Source organism: Arthrobacter sp. 10N43, assembly GCF_056394525.1.
In genome coordinates this window covers 232,126-251,870 of the sequence record NZ_JBFTIA010000003.1, presented here as the reverse complement: position 1 = coordinate 251,870, position 19,745 = coordinate 232,126, and the positions used below count along the sequence as shown (strand labels likewise).

The window sequence follows — 19,745 nt, the reverse complement described above, 5'->3', positions numbered from 1 at the left end:
CTCAGGCCTCAACGACCTCGACGTTGACGACGTCTTCGATGACCGGGTTGGACAGCAGGGTCTCCGCGGCGTTGCGGGCCTGGGCCAGGATCTCCTCGGTCACCTCGCCGTCAACCGTGAGTTCGAAGCGCTTGCCCTGTCGGACAGAGCTGAAAGCGGTGAAGCCCAGCCGGGGCAGCGCACCGACGATGGCCTTCCCCTGCGGGTCCAGAATCTCGGGCTTGGGCATGACGTCGACAACGATCCGGGGCATCCGGCAACTCCTGTGCGTGAGCATTGGGTAAGGGCGCAGCGGAGTGATGCCGTCTCACGCCGATCCGCTGTTGGTGAATACAGCGTGAAAGGGCGCTCCGCGAGCTTGCATGCCCATTCTACCGGGCGCTGTGCGTCCGGCCGCATTCGGCCCCGGGAGTGTGAACGGAGCCCCGCCGGCAGGTCTTTGACGTCGGGAAAAGCCGTTCGCGACGTCGGTAAACGCCAACGTGGGACGGCCGCCGGGGACGGCGCCGGCCTATGGTCGGTGCTGCCGCAGGTCAGTAGGATGTGCGCATGGCTGAGAAACCGAAATCCGTGGTGCTGTCTGTTGTGGCCGTTGCAGTGTTCGCCGGCCTTGCCCGGATGGTCCTGCAGAAGATCCGGGCCGACCGTGCAGCGAGGGCGACCAACGTGGCGGGTCCCGTGGACGAGAAGACCCGGGCCTGGATCAGCGACGTGGTCCGCACGCCGCGCCAGTAGGCCGGACCCCGAGGCGACGCAGTTCGTGCGCGCCCGTGCCGGCCGGAAGTTGCGTTTGACGCAGTTCAGCAGGCCCGCCATCGCATCATGTCGTGTCGCATGACAAATTTTAAATACCTTCTTGTGGTGTATGTCATATCCAGCTCTCAGTCTGTACTGTATGAATCGGCTGGTATCCGTCGGGGCAGGCCGGGCGATCGCCCGGCGTCCCGCCAGTCCGTAGGGCCCGGTGTCGCAGCCGGGCCGTTCCTTTACGAAAGGTTCATCACTCGTGACATCACCAGGAAAGAGCTTCCTTCGAAGCGGGGGACTCAGGAGGGCCGCGGCACTGACCCTGGGCTTGCCGGTTCTTCTGTCCAGCATCGCGATCGCCCCCGCCAACGCGGCCCCCGCACAAGGCCCGGCCGCGGCCGGTGTGGCACAGAAGAATGTTGATCCAAACACTTACAAGGACGGCCGCTACATTGTGGTTCTTGCGGAAAAGCCGTCCGCAACCTACGACGGCGGGACCGCCGGCATGCCGGCGACGAAGCCCGCGGCCGGCAAGAAGCTCGACGCCAACAGGGCCGAGGTCAAGCAGTACAAGACGCACCTGGAACAGAAGCAGGCCCAAGTAGCGGGCCAGCAAGGCGTCAAGATCCAGCGCCAGTTCACTGCAGCCCTCAACGGCTTCAGCGCCAAGCTGACCGCGGACCAGGCCATTAAGCTGGCCAAGGACCCCTCCGTCCTAGTGGTCGCGCCGGACACCGAGAACGCACCGGACTACTCCAGCACCGACTTCCTGAAGCTCAGCGGGCCCAACGGCACCTGGAACACGAAGTTCGGCGGCCAGGACGCGGCCGGCAAGGGCGTCGTGGTGGGTGTCATCGATACCGGCTACACCCCGTCCAGCGCCTTCTTCGCCGGCCAGGAGGTCAAGCCGCTCACCGGTGACCCCGTCGTCGGCGTTCCCTACCGCACGGCGGACGGCAAGATCGAGATGCTCAAAGCCGACGGCGAGCTGTTCAAGGGCGAGTGCCAGGCCGGCACCGACTTCGACGGCACCGCCTGCAACTCCAAGGTCCTGAGCGCCCGTTACTTCGGCGAGGACTTCGCCGCCACTGTCCCGCCGGAAAACTGGGCCCCGGGTGAGCGGCTGTCACCGGTCGACGCCGCCAGCCACGGCACCCACACTGCCAGCACGGCTGCCGGCAACGCCAACGTCGAACCCGTGGTTGACGGCCGCAGTTTCGGTAAGACCAGCGGCATGGCGCCGGCCGCAAAGCTGGCCATCTACAAGGTCTGCTGGGAAGATAACGATCCCAACACCGGCGGCTGCTACTCCTCAGCATCCGTCGACGCCATTAACCAGGCCGTCCAGGACGGCGTGGACGTCCTGAACTACTCCATCTCCGGCGCCACGGACACCACCACCGACCCAGTGTCCATGGCGTTCCTGTCCGCAGCCTCGGCCGGCGTCTTCGTGGCCGTTTCCGCCGGCAACTCCGGCCCGACGGCCGGGACCGTGAACCACGGCGCCCCGTGGCTGACCACGGTCGCCGCCACCAGCTTCTCGCAGGAGCTGCAGGGCACGGCCGAGTTCTCCGACGGCAGCAAGTACCGCGGCGCCAGCATCATGAACAGCCAGGTCACCAACGCCGGCGTCGTGCTGGCAGCCAACGTGGGAGCCGCCGGGAGCGCCAACCCGGCCCTGTGCGGCAACGGCACGCTGGACCCGGCCAAGATCGCCGGCAAGGTGGTGGTCTGTGACCGCGGGGTAGTTGACCGCGTCGAAAAGAGCGCCGAGGTCAAGCGAGGCGGAGGCGTAGGCATGATCCTGGTCAACCTCACCGCATCCTCCCTAGACACGGACAAGCACTCGGTGCCCACCGTGCACGTGAACCCGCCCGCCACCGAGGCCATCAAGGCCAAGGTCACCGCCAACCCGGCCATCACCGTGTCGCTGGTGAACAAGGACACCACGGGCCTGCCCCTCGAGGCGCAGCCGCAGATCGCCGGGTTCTCCTCCCGCGGCCCGCTGCTGGCCGCCGGCTCGGACCTCCTCAAGCCCGACGTCGCCGCCCCCGGCGTGGCTGTGCTGGCCGGCGTTTCGCCGATCGGCACCGGAGGGGACAACTTCGGGTTCCTCTCCGGCACCTCCATGGCATCTCCGCATGTAGCCGGCTTCGGCGCACTGATCCTGGGGAAGAACCCCAAGTGGTCCCCGGCCACGGTCAAGTCCGCGATGATGACCACCACGAGCGACGTCAAGAACGCCGACGGGTCGAAGAACACCGATGTCTTCGCCACCGGTGCGGGCCAGGTGGACCCGGCACGCGTGCTGGATCCGGGCCTGGTCTACGACGCCACCACGGATGACTATCTGGCGTTCATCCAGGGCACCGGTATCGACCTCGGAATCCCGGGCATCGGCACCACCAAGCCGCGGGACATGAACCTCCCGTCCTTCGCTCTGGGTAACCTGACCGGGAAGATCGAGGTCACCCGAACGGTGACTGCGCTGACTCCCGGGGTCTACCGGGCCAAGTTCAACGTTCCGGGTATCAAGGTCAACGTGACCCCGAGCGTGCTGAACTTCAACGCCGCGGGCGAAAAGCGCACGTTCAAGGTCTCCTTTGAGAACCAGGGCGCACCGCTGGGCAAGTTCGCGACCGGTTCGCTGACGTGGCAGGGCGCCAACAAGAACGTGGCGTCGCCGATCGCGGTCCGTCCGCAGTCGGTCGTGGCCCTGCCCGATGTTGCCTTTACCTCCCAGGGCGGCAACGGATCCGGCGCCATCAAGGTGGTCTCCGGGACCAACTCGCCTGTCCAGCTGACCCTCGACGGCCTGTCGAAGGCCGACTCCACCGCCGTCGAGCTCGTCCCGGGGCCGTTCACGGGCGGCACGGATGCCTCGAACGTCGTCAAGACGGTCCAGGTCCCGGCAGGATCGCCGCTGGCGAAGTTCTCGGTCATTTCCGCGGACCCCAACGCTGACTTCGACATGTATGTCATGACCCCGGACGGCCCGCTGACGGTCGCAACGTCGTCGGCCAGCGAATCGGTATCCATCCCCAACCCCTCGCCGGGCGAATACACGATCTACGCAAACCTGTACGCCAGCCCGAACAACCAGGCCACGAAGGCCTCGGTGGACTCGGCCGTGCTGGGCGTGGTGGTGGGCAAGGCCTCGCTGAATCCGAACCCGCTGCGGTTGGACAACGGCAAGGCGGGCACCGTCACGCTGAACTGGACGGGCCTGCCGGCCGGTTCCTACATCGGCCGCGTTACCTTCGCCGGTGCCAGCGAACCCACGTTCGTCTCCGTCCTGGTGACCCCGGCCGGGGCCGTGGTGGTGCCGCCGACCTCGGAGGACCAGGAATGCAACGACGGTCCGGGTGACAACCCAGGTGCCGACACCGGCCACAAGGAGAAGAAGGACAAGGGCAAGAAGGTGAAGAAGGAGATGGGCAAGATCCAGAACAGCGATCAGTCCTTCACCCCGAACAACTCCATCTAGGTTTGCTGCTTAGACGGACACAGGCACCAAAGAAACGGCAACGGCCGGCGGTTCCCACCGCCGGCCGTTGCCGTTTAAGTTGCGGGCCTTTGGCCGCGCGGCGGGTGCCGGCGCGGGCGCCGAAGCCAGGCGGCTGGCACCGGCACCGGCACCGGCAACGGCGCGTCAGTGCCGGCTGAAGAGTCAGATGGCGCCCGTGCTCCCCGCAGTGCCGCCGAGCAGCGGCGCCAGGGCGCGCCAGCGGGCGATCTCGCAGCCGTCGGTCCGGCTGAAGCGGCTGTTGACCTGGCGGCCAAGGTACCAGCCGGTCACGATGGCGGTCTGCGGACCGCCGTATTGCTGCGTGCAAAGTCGCGGCGGACCCGGTTGGGGGAAGAAGATGGCCTCGCCGTGGCGCCGGACGGCATCCAGGGCAGCAGCCGGGTCCGGCAGGGTGGAGGCGGCGGAGGGGCCGCCGTCGCCGGCTTTCAGCCGGAACATGTACTCGGGGCCGCCGGGAGCCTCCGTGAGGCGGACGGTCAGGTCCACGTCGCTGCGGTCCTGCGCGGCGTCTTGCGGGCTGGCGGTGTCGGTCATGACGGTCCCTTCGCGGTGTTGTCCGGCGCCGGATGCCGGTCTCCGGTCGCGGGGCCGGTCATGGCGGCGGCTTTGAGCAGGGGAGTCAGCTCCTGCAGCAGCCGTTCCCGGAGCCGCTGCGACTCGGCCGCGAACGCCCGCTGGTATTCAACGTACTCGGCCTTGCCGTCCGGTGTTTCAATCCGGATGGCCGGATATCCCCAGTCGGCAAGGTCGTAGGGGGAGGCCTGCATGTCCATGGCCCGGATCCGCCACGAGAGTTCGAAGCAGTCCATGACAATTTCGCTGGGCAGCAGCGGGGAAAGCTTGTAGGCCCACTTGTACAGGTCCATGTTGGCGTGCAGGCAGCCGGGCTGCTCCAGGGTTCTCTGGTTCTCCCTGCTGGGCACCAGGCTGTTGAGCGGAACAGCGTCCGGCGTGTAGAAACGGAAGGCGTCAAAATGCGAACACCGGATCCGGTTTTCCTCCACCACTTCGTCGGTGCGCCCGGACCCCAGCCGCAGCTGCAGGTACTCGTGCCGGAGGTCGAACTTGTCCTGCCGGTAGACCATAGCCCACTCGTGCAGCCCGAAGCAGCCGAACTGCGCCGGACGCGCGGCGGTCCCGGCGAGGATGATCCCCGCGAACTGCAGTGCCTCCCGGCGTTCCCGCAGGAAGGCACCGACGTCGACAGTCACCGCCGGCGAGTCCGCCGGCAGCCCGGCTGCGGCGCGTTCGGCGTCGTCGGCCGCCCGGTAGTACTTCCAGCCGGTCCGCGCCGCTGCCTCGGGGCCGGAGAGCGCGACGCCGGCGCCCGGATGCCAGCGCAGCAGCTGTCCGGGCTTCTGGGTGTAGTAGGTGAAGAGGAAGTCCTCCACCGGGTGCTTCCGCCCGGCGGAGCGCCGCTCGAGGTAGGGGTCCGCGTAGCGGCGGACGCGCTGCTGGTGGGCGGCCTGGCGCGGCAGCCATTCTTCCTGCTGGAGATGCAAGGGCCTAGCTCTTCCCGCCGGATGAGCCCAGGACGTCCTTGGCGGCGTTCCAGGCGGCGATTTCGCAGCCGTCTTTCAAGCTGAAGGTTGCCTGAACCGGGTGACCGTCCACGACGCCGGTGACGGTCGCCACCTGCGGGCCACCGTATTGCTGGGTGCAGGTCCGGTCCTTGCCGGCCGGAACCGGGCTGAGGATGGCCGGGTTGTTCTTGATGGCGATGCACGCCGCGGCCGGGTTCGGGTGCTGGCTTTCGGCCGCGGGAACCCCGTTCTGGCAGACGAGGGTGAAGTTGGTCGCGGCGGCGGTTTCGGACGGCTTGATCATGATGGCGAGCTCGGCGTTGCCCTGTCCGGGGCCGGACGGCAGAGGGACTGCGGAGGGTGACGGTGCCGGGGACGTCGTTTCTGTTTCCGGCGAAGGGGAGCCGGACGGCGCCGTTGGCGAGGGGGAGGGCGACGCGGAAGGGGTGCCCGTCGTCGTGCTGGGAGAGGGGGAGGGGCTGGGCCCGCTGTTCGGTGTGCAGGCGGTCAAGCCGGCGACGGCCATCAGGACGGCCGCCAGGACAAGTGCCGGGCGGCCCGATTGCGTACGCATCAGCAGTCCTCCTCTGTTTTGCCCAGTCTACCGCCGGGGCACCTCATCCGGGCCCGGGCGTGTGGCGGCGATCAGGTCCATCATGGTCGCGTGCAGCTCTCCGACCTGTTCCCGCGTCAGGCCCAGCCGGGCCATCATGATGCCCGGGACGGCGGTGGCCTGCTCTCGAAGGGCGGCACCGCGGGGCGTCAGCCGGACATCGAGGGTGCGCTCGTTGCCCTCCATCCGCTGGCGGGTGATGAATCCGGCAGTTTCAAGGCGGCGCAGCAGGGGCGAGATGGTTGCAGGCTCCTGGGCCAGGGCGTCGCTGATGTCGCGGACCGACCGTGGGCTCGCTTCCCAGAGGCACAACATGACGAGGTACTGCGGGTGGGTCAGGCCGAGCGTGTCCAGGACGGGTTTGTAGGCGCCTACGACGCTGCGGGAGGCCACGGTCAGGGCGAAGCAGAGCTGCTGCTCCAGAAGGAGGTCGTCCCGCTCTGCCTGTGAGTCCTGCGCTGCTTGGGTTGTTGGGGTTCTTTCGGTCACACCGGCTCCTTCGGATGATTAGTGCACTAATGATTAGCGTACACTGGGAGCATTGTCTTGTTCCCAGGAAAGGATAGCCATGGCCAAGGAAAACGCCGTCGAGAGGTTCATGCGGGCCACCGGAAAGTTCCGGGCCGTCTTCGGCCCGGCCAACCGCAGTTCGCTCGGTCACGAGATGACCGAGACGAACCGGCGGCTGCTGGCGATGCGGCAGGCCGAGACCGAACAGTGGGAGACCTTGCACCGGCCCGACGGCAGCACCTATGTGGTGCCCCGGAACCCGGACGACAAGTCCCTGCGGTAGGCCCTTTTTCCACGGCACCCACCCGGGCCATTTCGCACGTCCGGGCGTAAAATGAGGGCACTGACACACCGCTGTGCAGCTTCCTGAACCACCCGGGACGAGGAAAGGGGGTGGGACCAGTGACACAAGCGGTCAGGCGATTCATGAACGCGACCGACAAGCTGAGGCTTCTGTTCGGACCGGCAAACCGGGGCGACACCGCGGCGCCTGTTGTCCACCGGCATGACGACTTCGAGCACGCCTCCGACGATGACCTGGCAGGTTTTGAGGTCGAGACGGACTCGCACGGACACCACTATGCAGTCCGGAAGACGGACCTCTGGAAAGAAGAGGTCTGAGAAGAGATAGAGAAGGGAGCGGCAGGCGCCGCTCCCTTCTCCATCTCTGTGCGTCTCTTGTGCGGCCGGGGCCCGCCCGGGTGCGCCGCCGGTTTGTTTGTGCCGGCCCCTTGGCGACTGTTTAGCGGCCGGTGCCGCCGTAGACCGTGGCCTCGTCCTCGCTGTCGAGGTCGAACGCCCTGTGGATGGCGCGGACGGCGTCGTCGAGTAGGTCCGCGTGGGTGACCACGGAGATCCGGATCTCCGAGGTGGAGATCATGTTGATGTTGATGCCCGCCTCGGAGAGGGCGGCGAAGAAGCGTGCGGACACCCCCGGGTGGGAACGCATGCCGGCGCCGATCAGCGACAGCTTGCCGATCTTCTCGTTGTATTCGATGCTCTCGAAGCCGATCCGCTCCTGCGCGGCGTGCAGGGCAGCCAGGGCCTCGGCGCCTTCGACGATCGGGAGCGTGAAGGAGATGTCCGTCCGGCCCGTGCCGTGGGTGGAGACGTTCTGGACGATCATGTCGATGTTCGAGTGGGCGTCCGCGATGACCTGGAAAATCGCCGCAGCCTTGCCGGGGATGTCCGGTACGCCGACAACCGTGACCTTGGCTTCGGAACGGTCGTGTGCAACGCCGGAGATGATTGGCTGCTCCAAGGCAACTCCCTCTTGAGTCGTAATCTTGTCATCGGCGCCGGGCAGGACCCAGGTGCCTTCATTCTGGCTGAATGAGGAACGGACGTGCAACGGTACACCGAAGCGGCGGGCATACTCGACGCAGCGCAGGTGCAGGATCTTCGCGCCGGATGCCGCCAGTTCCAGCATTTCCTCGCTGGAGATGCGGTCGATCTTCTTCGCGGACGCGACGACGCGCGGGTCGGCCGTGTAGACGCCGTCGACATCGGTGAAAATCTCGCACACATCGGCCTCGAGCGCCGCGGCGAGGGCCACCGCCGTCGTGTCCGAACCACCGCGCCCGAGCGTGGTGATCTCGTTCGTGGTGTGGCTCATACCCTGGAATCCGGCCACAATCGCGATGTGCCCCTTGTCCAGGGCGGTGCGGATGCGGTGCGGGTCGACGGCGATGATCCGGGCTTTGCCGTGGATGCCGTCGGTGATCATGCCGGCCTGGGACCCGGTGAAGGACTGGGCCGAGGCGCCGAACTTGTTGATGGCCATGGCCAGCAGCGCCATGGAGATGCGTTCGCCGGCGGAAAGGAGCATGTCCATTTCGCGGGCGGGCGCGGAATCGGTCACCTGCCCGGCGAGGTCAAGGAGCTCATCGGTGGTGTCGCCCATGGCGGAGACCACCACAACGACCTCGTCGCCGGCGTTCTGGGCATCCACCACCCGGCGTGCGACGCGCTTGATGCCCTCCGCGTCCGCCACCGAGGAACCGCCGAATTTCTTCACGACAAGGTGCTTGGTGGTGGCGGCCGAGACGGGCAGCGTCTGCGGCTGCGATCCGGGCTGGACTTCGGTTGTGGGCAAACTCATTCGCGCACCCTCACTGGATCATCGGGGTTCTGGGCCAGGCAACCAAATGGCGCGACGGCGTAACTTCTTCTCCCAGTTTATCGCCGCCGCCCGTGCCCCGTTGAATTGTGACCGAATGCTAGACATGCCTTGCCGGGCTTCACCCCGGACATGCCCCGCGCTGAATGCCGGGAGTGAACATGCCCTCCCGTTCTGCGGGACATGCTCATTCTTGGCGGCCTGGGGTGGGCATCAGGGCATTGTGCCCATTCCTCGGCGCGAGTGCTGGACATGGACGGTGGTAAGGGGTGCGGTCGCGGGACATGTCCGGTGGTGCGGGAGGGTGGGTGTCTAGGGTAGACAACGTGGTGGTCCGTGAGCGCGGGACATGCCCATTCTTGGCGGCCAGGGGTGGGCATCAGGGCATTGTGCCCGTTCCTCGCCCCGGACCCGGGACATGTCCAGTGGTTGGTGGTGTGAGTGCGGGACATGTCCGGTGGTCCTGGGGGTGGCCGCGGGACATGTCCATGGGCTGTCGCAGGCACGGGGCATGTCCGGCAGGTCCTAGCCGCGGTCCAGCCGGTAGCGCCACGAAGGCAGTTGTTTTCCCGCCGTGTCCTCGGCAACGGGGAAATAGCGGTCCTTCCGGAAGCCCAGGCCCTCCAACAGCCTGCGCGAAGGAAGATTCGGCTCGTAGACCCCGCGAATATGGTCTCGCTGCCGCGGGTATGGAAAAGCCAGTCGACCAGGGCGCCGGCGGCCTCCCGGCCCAGCCCGAGCCCGTGATGATCCGGGTGCAGCACGTAGCCGAGGCTGGCTGCCTTTGCGGGAATCCGGCCGGGCGCCGGGGGCTCCTGCGCGTTCCAGGTCCGGCCGTCCCCGACGACCTCACCCGTGGCCCGGAGCTCGATCGCCCAGCCGAAGTGAAACCACTCGGCAGTGGAGGCCGCCGCCGCGGAAAGCGCCTGTTGGAGTCGGGCGCTGTTCTGCTCCGGGGTCAGTGGCCCGTGGGAAAGATACCGGGTGGCTTGGGCGTGACCGCGGAACTGAAGGAGGGCGCCGGCGTCGTCCGCTGTTAGCGGACGCAACAGCAGCCGCTCGGTGAGGAGTGGGGCAGGGGCGCCGCTGCCGGAAACTGCCAAGAGCCCGTCAGCTCAGCGCGTTACGGCGGCCCTCGAAGGCCCTGCCGAGCGTAACTTCGTCAGCGTATTCCAGGTCCCCGCCCACGGGCAGGCCGGAGGCGAGCCGGGTGACCGCGATGCCAATCGACTTGAGCATCCTGGCAAGATACGTCGCCGTGGCCTCGCCCTCCAGGTTGGGGTCGGTGGCGATGATGATTTCCTGGATGGCGCCGTCGTTGAGGCGGGTGAGCAACTCTCGGATCCGGAGCTGTTCCGGACCGATGCCGGCGATTGGATTAATCGCCCCGCCCAGCACGTGGTACCTGCCTCGGAACGACCGGGTGCGCTCCACTGCCAGGACGTCCTTTGATTCCTCGACGACGCAGATCACGGAGGGATCCCGGCGCGGGTCGCGGCAGATGTTGCACAGTTCCTGCTCCGTCACGTTGCCGCACACCGTGCAGAACTTGACCCGTTCCTTCACGGTGGTGATGGCATCGACGAGGCGTTTCATGTCCTGGGGATCCGCCTCCAGGATGTGGAAGGCCAGCCGTTGGGCCGACTTGGGCCCAACCCCGGGAAGGCGTCCGAGCTCGTCGATCAGCTCTTGAACTGCGCCTTCGTACACAATGTCCTCGTTCGTTTGGAGTGGGGCCGGGGCCAGCCGGCAGGGGGTTTGCTAGAAGCGGGGCGGCAGCGGGCTTCCATCCAGGGAGCGCTCCTCCACCAGTTTCCCGCCCAGAATACGCTCGACGGCGGCGCGGCCGAAGACTCCCGATTCCTCGATGGTTTCGTCGTCGGCGCTCGGGATGTCCTGAACGTACGCGGTGGCTGCGGCAGCTGCGCGGGTGGGGGCTTTCGCCCGTCCGGCCTCGGCCTCGGGGCTGTTCGACAGCCGTTGGTACAGGCTTTGCCTTCCCGCCATGGCAGCAACCTCGGGGACGGCAGACGGCGGAGCAGGAGCAGCGGCAACGGCACTTGCAGCCACGCGCGGTACGGCAGCGGCCGGAGCGGCCGGCGCCGGGGCCGCGTCCGCGCGGGAAGCGTGCTCGGAGGTCTGTCCGGACGGTGCGGACACGACGCCGGCGTACTCCGGGATCTGTGCAGCCGCCGGCTCGTAGAACACGGGCGCCGGCTCAGGCTCGGGTGCCGCGGGCTCTGCGTCCGCCGTTGAGTACGTGCCGAGGTTCGAATCCGTGCCGACGGTCCAGACGCCCGGTGACTCCTCGACGGCGCGGGCCCATGCGTCAGCCGACGTGTCCTGGCCTGCGGTTGGCTTCCCGGCGGGGGAGCCTGCGGCCTTGGCTGCCGAGGCGGACGGGGACTTGCGGACTGGAGCCGCTGCCGCCGGCTCGGGGCGGCGCGGCGCGGCGGCGGGTGACGGATCCCAATCCATCGGTGGCTCTTCGTCCAGCGGCGGGGCGTCCTCATCCCGCGGCGGTCCCCAGTCATCGTCAGGGTCGGCATAGGAGCCTGAATCCTCCGCCAGGCTGGCCGCTTCGACAGCCGGCTCAGCCGCGCGGAGCGGGGTTTTGGCTGCAGGAGCAGGCGCCTGCACTTCCGCTGCGGACGCGTTGGTGGCGGCAGGCTCCCCGGGCTGCGGTGCCGGGGCGGTGTCCGTGGGGCCGGGGGCAGGCTGCTTCTGGGCCGGTGCCAGTGCCGGCGCAGCGGTCGGGGCGGTGTCAGCCGTTGCGTTGGCCGCAGACTCCCGCGGCTGGGGGGCCGGGCTCAGGCCCCACGCAACGTCGGCCGACGTCGGCGAGGTTGCCTGTGTTGCCGGGGCCGCCGGGGCGTCCTGGCTAGCCGGAGCTTTTGGGTTTGGCTCAGCGCTCGCTGGGCTGTTGCTGCCGCCGGCCACGGCACGGATCTGGCAATCGATGCCGATCGTCTTGTGGATCGCCTGGCGGAGGTTCTCGGCGTGGTCGGCCCGGCCGAACGCACCCGCCAACCCTGTGGTGGTGAACGCGAGGGTCAGGACGTGGTCTTCGAAATGGCCCACCTGTGCATTGGGTTCCACCAGCGCCCAGGTGCTCCGCTTGATCTTGGTGAGCGTTTGCAGGATCTCGGGCCAGGCACGCCGCAAAACCTCCACATCGGCTCCAGAGCCGGAAGCAGCGGGAGCTGGGCTTGGGGCAGCGACGGGCGCCGTTGCGGCCGGAGCCGGCTCGGAACGGACGGGCGCCTGCGGTGCCGGCTCGGGCGCGGCCGCCCGTGCGGGCTCGACGTCCGGGCTGGCGGTTGGCGCGGAGGCCGTTGACGGAGCCGGGGTGGCCCGGGCCTGGGCGGGCGCTGGCCTGCCGGCGGCCGCGGGTTCGTCCACGGGCCAGTCGCTGGTGCTGACCCGGGGTGCCGTGAGCGGTTCCCGGACAGGCTCGTCCCGCCGAGCGGGCGGCGCCGACACAGGGGCAGTGGCCGGCGGCTGCTCGGCCCGGGGCGGCGTGGATGTGGCGGCGACGGCTGCGGCGGCAGGTGCCGGGTGCGAAGCCGTGTCGGGCATGTGCGCCGCAGGCGGCAGTGGAGAAGCGGTCTGTCCAGGGTGCTCAGGCGAGACGGCGGCAGGTGCGGGAGCGCCGGCGAGTGGAGCTCCGACGTCGTTCCCGGCGTAGTTCAAACGCCGCTCAACGCGGTCGATCCGGGCCGCGATGCCGCGCTCTGACTGTTCGGAGCTGGGCAGCAGGATGCGGGCGCACAGCAGTTCCAGATGCAGGCGCGGCGACGTGGCCCCGGTCATGTCCGTGAGCGCGGTATTGGTGACATCCGCGGCGCGGGAGAGTTCGGAAGCCCCGAGGTTGTGCGCCTGGTTCTGCAGCCGCGCGATCTGGTCCGCCGGCATGCCGCGGAGGATCGACTGCGCGCTTTCCGGCATCGCCTGGACGATGATGAGGTCGCGGAAGCGTTCCAGCAGGTCTTCGACGAAGCGCCGGGGATCGTGCCCGGTCTGGATGACGCGGTCCACCGCGCGGAAGACGGTGGCGGAATCCGATGCGGCGACGGCCTCGACGACGTCGTCCAGCAGGGAAGCGTGCGTGTAGCCCAGGAGGGCGACCGCGAGCTCGTAGTCCAGGCCGTTGGGTCCGGCGCCGGCCATGAGCTGGTCCAGCACGGAGAGGGAGTCGCGCACGGAACCGCCGCCCGCGCGGATGACGAGCGAGAGCACGCCAGGCGCCACGGGCACGTTTTCCTGGGTGCAGAGCAGTTCCAGGTACGCCATGAGGGGCTCCGGCGGCACCAGCCGGAAGGGGTAGTGGTGCGTGCGGGAGCGGATGGTGCCGATGACCTTGTCCGGCTCCGTGGTGGCGAAGATGAACTTGATATGTTCCGGTGGCTCTTCGACGATCTTGAGGAGGGCGTTGAACCCGGCCGAGGTGACCATGTGGGCCTCGTCGATGATGAAGATCTTGTAGCGGTCCCGGACCGGGGCGTAGGTGGCCCGCTCGCGGAGGTCGCGGGCGTCGTCCACGCCGCCGTGGCTGGCGGCGTCAATCTCAATGACATCGAGGGAGCCCGAACCGCCGCGGGCAAGTTCCACGCAGCTGGGGCACTTGCCGCAAGGGGTGTCGGTAGGGCCTTCGGCGCAGTTCAGGCAGCGCGCCAGGATGCGGGCCGACGTGGTTTTGCCGCAGCCGCGGGGGCCGGAAAAGAGGTAGGCGTGGTTGACGCGGTTCTTGCGCAGGGCCGTCATGAGAGGCTCGGTGACGTGCTCCTGCCCGATAACGTCCGCGAACGAATCGGGGCGGTATCGACGGTATAGGGCGGTAGTAACAGTCACAGATAAACCCTACCAATCGGCACAGACATAAAAGACCCCTCATGCACCCGCCAGAGCCCGTTTACCCTTGCTACCTTCCGGTCCTGGGGGAGTTCAACAGGATGACGCCACATGAGGGGCCGTCAGCAATATTACCTGACGTTTGGGTGTGCCTCGAATCGGCCCGGCCCTGCCCGTCTTCCCCGGGGGGACATACCCATTTTTCACGGTTAGGACTGGGCGCATTGGGATCATGTCCAGCCCTCGTGTGGGCCGCGGGGCATGTCCGGTCGTGGGGGCGTGCGGCGGCGGGACATGTCCGGTGACGGGGGAGAGCCGCAGGGGACATGCCCATTTTTCGCGGTTGGGACTGGGCGGATTGGGAATATGTCCAGCCCTCGTGTGGGCCGCGGGGCACGTCCACTCCGAGAGGTGTGCCGCAGGGGACATGCCCATTTTTCGCGGTTAGGACTGGGCGGGTTGGGATCGTGTCCAGCCCCCTGTGGGCCGAGGAACATGTCCCGCGGTGGGCGTGGGGGGCATGTCCGGTGGTGGGGGCAAACAGCGGGGGGCATGCTCATTTTTCGCGGGCAGGGGCGGGCAGGATGGGATTATGTCCAGCTCTCGCGCCGGCTGCGGGGCATGTCCCCGGAGGGGGCCAACGGGGACCGGGAGGGCTCAATTGGGCGATGCTGGAAAGTTCAGGTATTCTAGTATCTGCTTTTGATTCAAAAGCTACTGGAGAATTCGCCTAGCGGCCTATGGCGCACGCCTGGAACGCGTGTTGGGTTAACGCCCTCGGGGGTTCAAATCCCCCATTCTCCGCGGTTGGCCCCGGTCCTCGGACCGGGGCCTTTTTGCGTCTTGGCACCCTCGCCTTGCACCAGGCCAGGCCAGGCCTGCGGCAGCCCGGCCCGGAAGCCGGCGTCCAGCTCAGGGCCCGCCCCGCCACCCAACCCTGGCCCCGCCCGGCCACCTCGTCAGGCCCGGTAGCCCAGCCGGCGCAGGCGGGCCCGGGCGGCCTGCTCGCTCGGACCCACCCGGCCCAGGGCCAGATGCACCACCCGGAGCGTGACCCGCGTGGCCAGGGTTACCGGCAGGGGAATCGGGCCCAGCCTCGCGGTGTGCAGGCCCAGGAGCTCGCGGTATCGGGGTTCAAGGCTGGTCACGGCGGCGGCGAACAGCACCCGGTAGCCCGGCCTGAGCGCGGGGTGGAGGGGCGGGTTGCGGATGAATGCCACCGTTTCAGTGACCCGTTCGTCGCAGCGGAGCTCGCCGTCGTCGTACCAGCGGTCCAGCTGCTGCCGCATTTCCGCCTCACTCAGCGGAGGGGCCTCCACACCCATCAGCCGGCCGGCCTGGGCCCACTCGCGCACGTAGGCGTCAGGTCCGCCGGGAATCGGCTGCCCCCACAGCTTGTGGGTGGAGAGGAAGGCGTCCGTGAAGGCAATGTGAACCCAGCGGAGCAGCTCGGGATCGTTGGCGGCATAACTGCGGCGGATGCCGTGTCCATCCACGAATTCTCCGCGCACGGTGCGGTGGAGCCGGATGACCCAGTCCGACGCAGCCCGGGCCGCATCCGTGGAGCCATAGGAGACGGTGAAGATCCATCGGATCGTGCGCGCCAGCCGGCCCAGGGGGTCTTCGCGGAAGCGGGAGTGATCGTGGACGCCGGCCAGCGCGCCGGGGTGGAGCGCCTGCATCAGCAGTGCCCGGATCCCCGCCACGATGGTGGGCATGTCCCCATGCACGGCCCAGACTGCCGAGCCCGGCAGGTGGTAACCGGCGTCATCCCCCTCCGCGAGGTGCGGCACCCACTCGGGCACCGCATCACGCGTCCCGGTGAGTGCTTCTTTGAGTTCGGCCTGCCATTCGCCGAGGACGTTGCGCATGATTCATTCTTACCCGGCTCCGGGCCGCTGGACACCTGCAATTTCGCGAGGGACTACTGGGTCGCCGCGGGCCGGTTACTGGGGGCATCCGGGGATTGCGGATTGGTGCCGCAAAAGGGGCGCGCTGACGGTTCACAGACCCGGCCGTCTGTGGTCACATAGGGAGATGGGTCCGTGAAGATTGGGGTCTGGCGGACATATTGCGGGAGTCACATCGTGGGAAAACACTGGGGAAACTCATCGAGTGAGCAGGCAGTCAGGGCACGGACTATTGCCGCGCGCTGTGTGTCCGGGGGTCTTTGCCTGTCCCTGGCCGTTCTTGCGTTCGGCGGCTTTCAGGGGCTGAGCGCACAAGCGCCCTACGGGGCCTCCGCCGTCATTGCGACCGCGACCATGCAGCCGTCCGGAGCCGTGGGACCTGAAACCCTGGACCCGCTGGCCGCCACCGGCGCCACGAATGCCGCGGGGTCCGCGGGGACCCCGGGGGCCGTCACTGCGGATGCCCAGGCGCTCCTGGCCTTCAGCAGGACCACGGTGGGCACGGTAAACCGTGAAGGCGTCGGCGGCGAGCTCAATGTGGCCTCGGCGTCGCTGAGCCGGCCCGCGGCTGGTTTCCTCATGGCACCGCTGGAATCGCTGGTGCCGTCGTCCCCGTTTGGGCTTCGCACCAGCCCGCTGACGGGGGTCGCGGGCGAATTCCACTGGGGCCAGGACTTCGCGGCGCCCTGCGGCACCCGGGTCTACGCGGCCGACGCCGGTGTGGTGAGGGCCGTCGGGTGGCATCCGTGGGGCGGCGGCAACCGGGTGGAAATCGACCATGGCAACGGTCTCATCACCACGTACAACCACCTGGAGGCGATTGCGGTCCACAAGGGAGACTCCGTGCGGGTGGGGGAGGTCATTGCCCGGGTGGGGACCACCGGTTCCTCCACAGGCTGCCACCTTCATTTCGAAACGATCCTCAACGGCTCCCACACCGATCCGAGGGACTGGACGTGGCTCCCGATCAAGCAGGTGGACCAACTCGGGCCGATAGAAATGACCAGCTACGCGCCCGACGCCGGTAAGGAAACCAACGCGGGGATTGGCTGGGCGATCCCTGTCCGCGAGGACCTGACCCACGTGGTGGCCGGCGGCGTTCAGGAACAGCCTGCCGCGGTGGCCGCCAAGCCGTCCGCGAGTGCCTCCGCGGCAGCCACCGAAGCCGCGGCCAACAAGCCATCCGGCAAACCATCGCCCACGGCTAAGCCAACCGCTTCGGCCACACCGACGCCGACAGGCACCGTTTCCGCGACGCCGACGCCGACGGCATCGCCCTCCGCATCGCCGACCGGATCTGCCGCGCCTACGGGACCCGCCACCCCGACTGCGACGCCGACGCCGACGCCGTCGGCAACGCCCTCCGCCACCGCAACGAAGGCGACGACTCCGAAGCCGACACCAACCCCGACACCAACCCCGACACCAACCCCGACACCCACGCCAACTCCAACCCCGTCGGCAACGGCCGCCGCCAAGCCGACCCCTCCGGTGGCCGCAGTGCCATCAGTCACCATGTCTGCACCCGCGAAGGCGACGGCCTCTGCGACGGCGACCGAGGCTGCCAGCCGGTCGACGGCCACGAAGACGGCCACGAAGACGGCCACAACAAAGTCGCCCACGGCAACGCCTAAGGCAACGCCGACAGCAACGTCGATCCACTAGCCACCACGAGGTCCTCCCCGGCAGGGAGGCAGGCACGCCCGTCCTCGACGGCATCCGGGCGCCCCCGCGCGGCCCCTCTGCGATGCCTACCCATACAGTCGCGCCTCGGTGACGAATAATGGAAGTGACCAGTTCCGGACAATTGCTCCAGACCACAGACATCGCGAGGACACGCCCCATGACAGCCCTGCACTCCATCCCCCTGACCCTCATCGACGGCACCGAGACCGACTTTGGCCGCTTCAAGGGAGAGGTGGTGCTGGTGGTCAACGTGGCGTCCCAGTGCGGTTTCACGCCCCAGTACTCAGGACTCGAGGCGCTGCACAACAAATTCCGCGAACAAGGGTTCCAGGTCCTCGGCGTCCCCTGCAACCAGTTCGCGGGGCAGGAGCCCGCCGGCGACGCCGAGATCGCCGAGTTCTGCCAGCGTAATTTCGGCGTGACCTTCCCGCTGACAGCCAAGGCCAACGTCCGGGGAAAGAACCAGCACCCGCTCTACGCGGAGCTCACCAAGTTCAAGAACGGAATCCTTCCCGGCCTGGTGAAGTGGAACTTCGAGAAATTCCTCGTGAACCGCGACGGCGAGGTCATCGCCCGCTTTGCGCCCACCGTGGAGCCGGACGCGCCGGAAATCATCGAAGCTGTTGAGGCTGCCCTGAAGTAGGCCCGTTCGCCCAGTCCCTGAAGCCACTATCCCTAAGCATGCTTAGCGTCTAGACTGGCCGAACCCTCCACCAATCCGGGCATACCCGCGGCCTAGTCATCCTTGACGGCGGCCGGTCGGCGGTCCAGCCGAGGTGTCCCTGCGGAGGGCGCATCAAAGAACTTCGTCAATCACATCAGGGCCCCGCGTGCGGCCCGTGAAAGCAGGAGGAACGAGATGACAGGGAACAAGGCCGTTGCCTACAAGGGGCCGGGAAAAGTCGAACTGATCGACATTGACTACCCCAGCTTTGAACTCAAGGATGGTCCGGGGGTCAACCCCGCCAACGTGGGCCGGCAGGTGCGCCACGGCGCCATCATCAAGACCGTAGCCACGAACATCTGCGGCTCGGACCAGCACATGGTCCGGGGGCGCACCACGGCCCCCGCGGACCTGGTGCTTGGGCACGAGATCACCGGCGAAGTGGTGGAAGTGGGCCCGGACGTTGAATTCATCAAGGTGGGGGACATCTGCTCCGTTCCGTTCAACATCGCCTGCGGACGCTGCCGGAACTGCAAGGAACGCAAGACAGGCATCTGCCTGAACGTCAACCCCGACCGGCCGGGAAGCGCCTACGGGTATGTGGACATGGGCGGCTGGGTGGGCGGCCAGGCCAACTACGTCCTGGTGCCGTACGCCGACTGGAATCTCCTGAAATTCCCGGACAAGGACCGGGCCCTCGAAAAAATCATGGACCTGGCCATGCTCTCGGACATTTTCCCGACCGGATTCCACGGCGCGGTCACCGCGGGCGTCGGCGTCGGTTCCACCGTGTATGTCGCCGGCGCGGGACCCGTGGGCCTGGCGGCGGCGACCAGCGCCCAGCTGCTGGGTGCCGCCGTCGTGATTGTCGGGGACCTGAACGCGGACCGGCTGGCCCAGGCACGCAGCTTCGGCTGCGAGACCGTCGACCTGAGCAAGGGCGGCCCGGCGGAGCAAATCGAGCAGCTCCTCGGCGTCCCGGAAGTCGACTGCGGCGTTGATGCTGTGGGATTCGAGGCCAAGGGCCACGGTGCCGGAGCGCAGGAAGCACCGGCCACGGTGCTGAACTCCCTAATGGAAGTCACGGCCGCCGGCGGAGCCCTGGGCATTCCCGGGCTCTACGTCACAGGGGACCCGGGCGGCATAGATGAGGCGGCTCAGAAAGGCTCGCTGTCCCTCAGCCTCGGAACGGGCTGGGCAAAGTCGCTCAGCTTCACCACGGGACAGTGTCCGGTCATGAAGTACAACCGGCAGTTGATGATGGCGATCCTGCACGACAAGGTCCATATCGCCAAGAACGTCAACGCGAAGGCCATTGCCCTGGAAGATGCGCCCAAAGGTTACGCAGAATTCGACGCCGGCGCGGCGACCAAGTTCGTGCTTAACCCGAACGGCTACCTCAGCTAGCGGAAGGCCGGCCCGGCGGAGCTGCCCGTCCCCGCTGACGTGGGGATTCGGAGTGCGCCGCCGGGCGGTGGCGGCCCGCATATGCCGGCAGGAGCATGTGAGGGTGCGCCACCTGTTAATGCCCATTTTTCCAATATGCCTGTCCCAGTTTTAACATTGTTTGCCTAATGTCTGATTGGATAGTTC

General features: G+C 67.7%; 17 protein-coding genes, 1 tRNA gene and 1 other RNA gene. 8 read left to right on the top strand and 11 right to left on the bottom strand.

The genetic code is table 11. From position 1 onward, the window contains the following. Position 1: 1 nt before the first annotated feature. Complete coding sequence (gene purS / locus AC1DDO_RS05985; RefSeq protein WP_011690410.1) at positions 2-253, bottom strand: phosphoribosylformylglycinamidine synthase subunit PurS; 252 nt, start codon at positions 251-253, stop codon at positions 2-4. Between the two features lie 296 nt (positions 254-549). Between purS and AC1DDO_RS05980 the strand changes: the two genes are divergently transcribed. Together AC1DDO_RS05980 and AC1DDO_RS05975 are read left to right on the top strand one after the other, a co-directional pair. Beyond that, the gene (locus tag AC1DDO_RS05980) at positions 550-735 is read left to right on the top strand and encodes a hypothetical protein (protein WP_441408052.1); all 186 of its coding nucleotides are present in this window, start codon (positions 550-552) and stop codon (positions 733-735) included. 271 nt (positions 736-1,006) lie between these two features. Further along, positions 1,007-4,234 carry a S8 family serine peptidase gene (locus AC1DDO_RS05975; protein WP_476867072.1) on the top strand — a complete coding sequence of 1,076 codons (3,228 nt, stop codon included), beginning with the start codon at positions 1,007-1,009 and terminating at the stop codon, positions 4,232-4,234. Between the two features lie 183 nt (positions 4,235-4,417). Here AC1DDO_RS05975 and AC1DDO_RS05970 read toward each other — a convergent pair whose 3' ends face one another. The 4 genes from AC1DDO_RS05970 to AC1DDO_RS05955 are packed head-to-tail and all read right to left on the bottom strand — an operon-like array spanning position 4,418 to position 6,901. After that, on the bottom strand, positions 4,418-4,810 hold the full coding sequence (locus AC1DDO_RS05970) for a serine protease inhibitor (RefSeq protein WP_476869611.1): 393 nt from the start codon (positions 4,808-4,810) through the stop codon (positions 4,418-4,420). Beyond that, the gene (locus tag AC1DDO_RS05965; RefSeq protein ID WP_476971619.1) at positions 4,807-5,778 is read right to left on the bottom strand and encodes a 3-methyladenine DNA glycosylase; all 972 of its coding nucleotides are present in this window, start codon (positions 5,776-5,778) and stop codon (positions 4,807-4,809) included. Before AC1DDO_RS05965 ends, AC1DDO_RS05970 begins: the two co-directional genes overlap by 4 nt. Before the next feature lie 4 nt (positions 5,779-5,782). Further along, positions 5,783-6,373: an SSI family serine proteinase inhibitor gene (locus AC1DDO_RS05960; RefSeq protein WP_476869609.1), complete on the bottom strand. Its 591-nt coding sequence runs from the start codon at positions 6,371-6,373 to the stop codon at positions 5,783-5,785. A 27-nt stretch (positions 6,374-6,400) separates the two neighbouring features. Next, the gene (locus tag AC1DDO_RS05955; protein ID WP_476869608.1) at positions 6,401-6,901 is read right to left on the bottom strand and encodes a MarR family winged helix-turn-helix transcriptional regulator; all 501 of its coding nucleotides are present in this window, start codon (positions 6,899-6,901) and stop codon (positions 6,401-6,403) included. A 79-nt stretch (positions 6,902-6,980) separates the two neighbouring features. Here AC1DDO_RS05955 and AC1DDO_RS05950 point away from each other — a divergent pair, with 79 nt between their 5' ends. Then, positions 6,981-7,205 (top strand): hypothetical protein, encoded by a 225-nt coding sequence (locus AC1DDO_RS05950; protein ID WP_441408046.1) that lies wholly within the window; start codon positions 6,981-6,983, stop codon positions 7,203-7,205. A 143-nt stretch (positions 7,206-7,348) separates the two neighbouring features. Beyond that, positions 7,349-7,543, top strand: coding sequence for a hypothetical protein (locus AC1DDO_RS05945; RefSeq protein ID WP_476869607.1), 195 nt, complete (start codon positions 7,349-7,351; stop codon positions 7,541-7,543). Positions 7,544-7,664: 121 nt separating this feature from the next. Here the strand turns inward: AC1DDO_RS05945 and AC1DDO_RS05940 are convergent, their stop codons facing one another. From AC1DDO_RS05940 to ffs, 5 genes are all read right to left on the bottom strand, one after another. Continuing rightward, positions 7,665-9,023, bottom strand: a complete 1,359-nt coding sequence (locus AC1DDO_RS05940; protein ID WP_476971618.1) for an aspartate kinase — start codon at positions 9,021-9,023, stop codon at positions 7,665-7,667. 77 nt (positions 9,024-9,100) lie between these two features. Beyond that, complete coding sequence (locus tag AC1DDO_RS05935) at positions 9,101-10,090, bottom strand: GNAT family N-acetyltransferase (RefSeq protein WP_476971731.1); 990 nt, start codon at positions 10,088-10,090, stop codon at positions 9,101-9,103. Positions 10,091-10,151: 61 nt separating this feature from the next. Further along, entirely contained in the window at positions 10,152-10,751 is a 600-nt protein-coding gene (recR, locus tag AC1DDO_RS05930; protein WP_090579574.1) for a recombination mediator RecR, read from the bottom strand. A gap of 51 nt (positions 10,752-10,802) precedes the next feature. Beyond that, positions 10,803-13,892, bottom strand: coding sequence for a DNA polymerase III subunit gamma and tau (locus AC1DDO_RS05925; protein WP_476971617.1), 3,090 nt, complete (start codon positions 13,890-13,892; stop codon positions 10,803-10,805). Positions 13,893-13,919: 27 nt separating this feature from the next. After that, positions 13,920-14,016, bottom strand: an RNA gene (gene ffs / locus AC1DDO_RS05920) — signal recognition particle sRNA small type. Positions 14,017-14,611: 595 nt separating this feature from the next. Here ffs and AC1DDO_RS05915 point away from each other — a divergent pair. Beyond that, positions 14,612-14,696: transfer RNA gene (locus AC1DDO_RS05915), tRNA-Ser, on the top strand. Between the two features lie 155 nt (positions 14,697-14,851). On the opposite strand, the gene AC1DDO_RS05910 is transcribed toward AC1DDO_RS05915, so the two are convergent. Continuing rightward, positions 14,852-15,763, bottom strand: a complete 912-nt coding sequence (locus AC1DDO_RS05910) for an oxygenase MpaB family protein (RefSeq protein ID WP_476869604.1) — start codon at positions 15,761-15,763, stop codon at positions 14,852-14,854. A 285-nt stretch (positions 15,764-16,048) separates the two neighbouring features. Here AC1DDO_RS05910 and AC1DDO_RS05905 point away from each other — a divergent pair, with 285 nt between their 5' ends. The 3 genes from AC1DDO_RS05905 (at position 16,049) to fdhA (ending at position 19,559) form a co-directional block, all read left to right on the top strand. Next, complete coding sequence (locus AC1DDO_RS05905; protein WP_476869603.1) at positions 16,049-17,467, top strand: M23 family metallopeptidase; 1,419 nt, start codon at positions 16,049-16,051, stop codon at positions 17,465-17,467. Positions 17,468-17,645: 178 nt separating this feature from the next. After that, positions 17,646-18,131, top strand: coding sequence for a glutathione peroxidase (locus tag AC1DDO_RS05900; RefSeq protein WP_476869602.1), 486 nt, complete (start codon positions 17,646-17,648; stop codon positions 18,129-18,131). A 216-nt stretch (positions 18,132-18,347) separates the two neighbouring features. Then, positions 18,348-19,559: a formaldehyde dehydrogenase, glutathione-independent gene (gene fdhA / locus AC1DDO_RS05895; RefSeq protein ID WP_476869601.1), complete on the top strand. Its 1,212-nt coding sequence runs from the start codon at positions 18,348-18,350 to the stop codon at positions 19,557-19,559. Positions 19,560-19,745 lie beyond the last annotated feature (186 nt).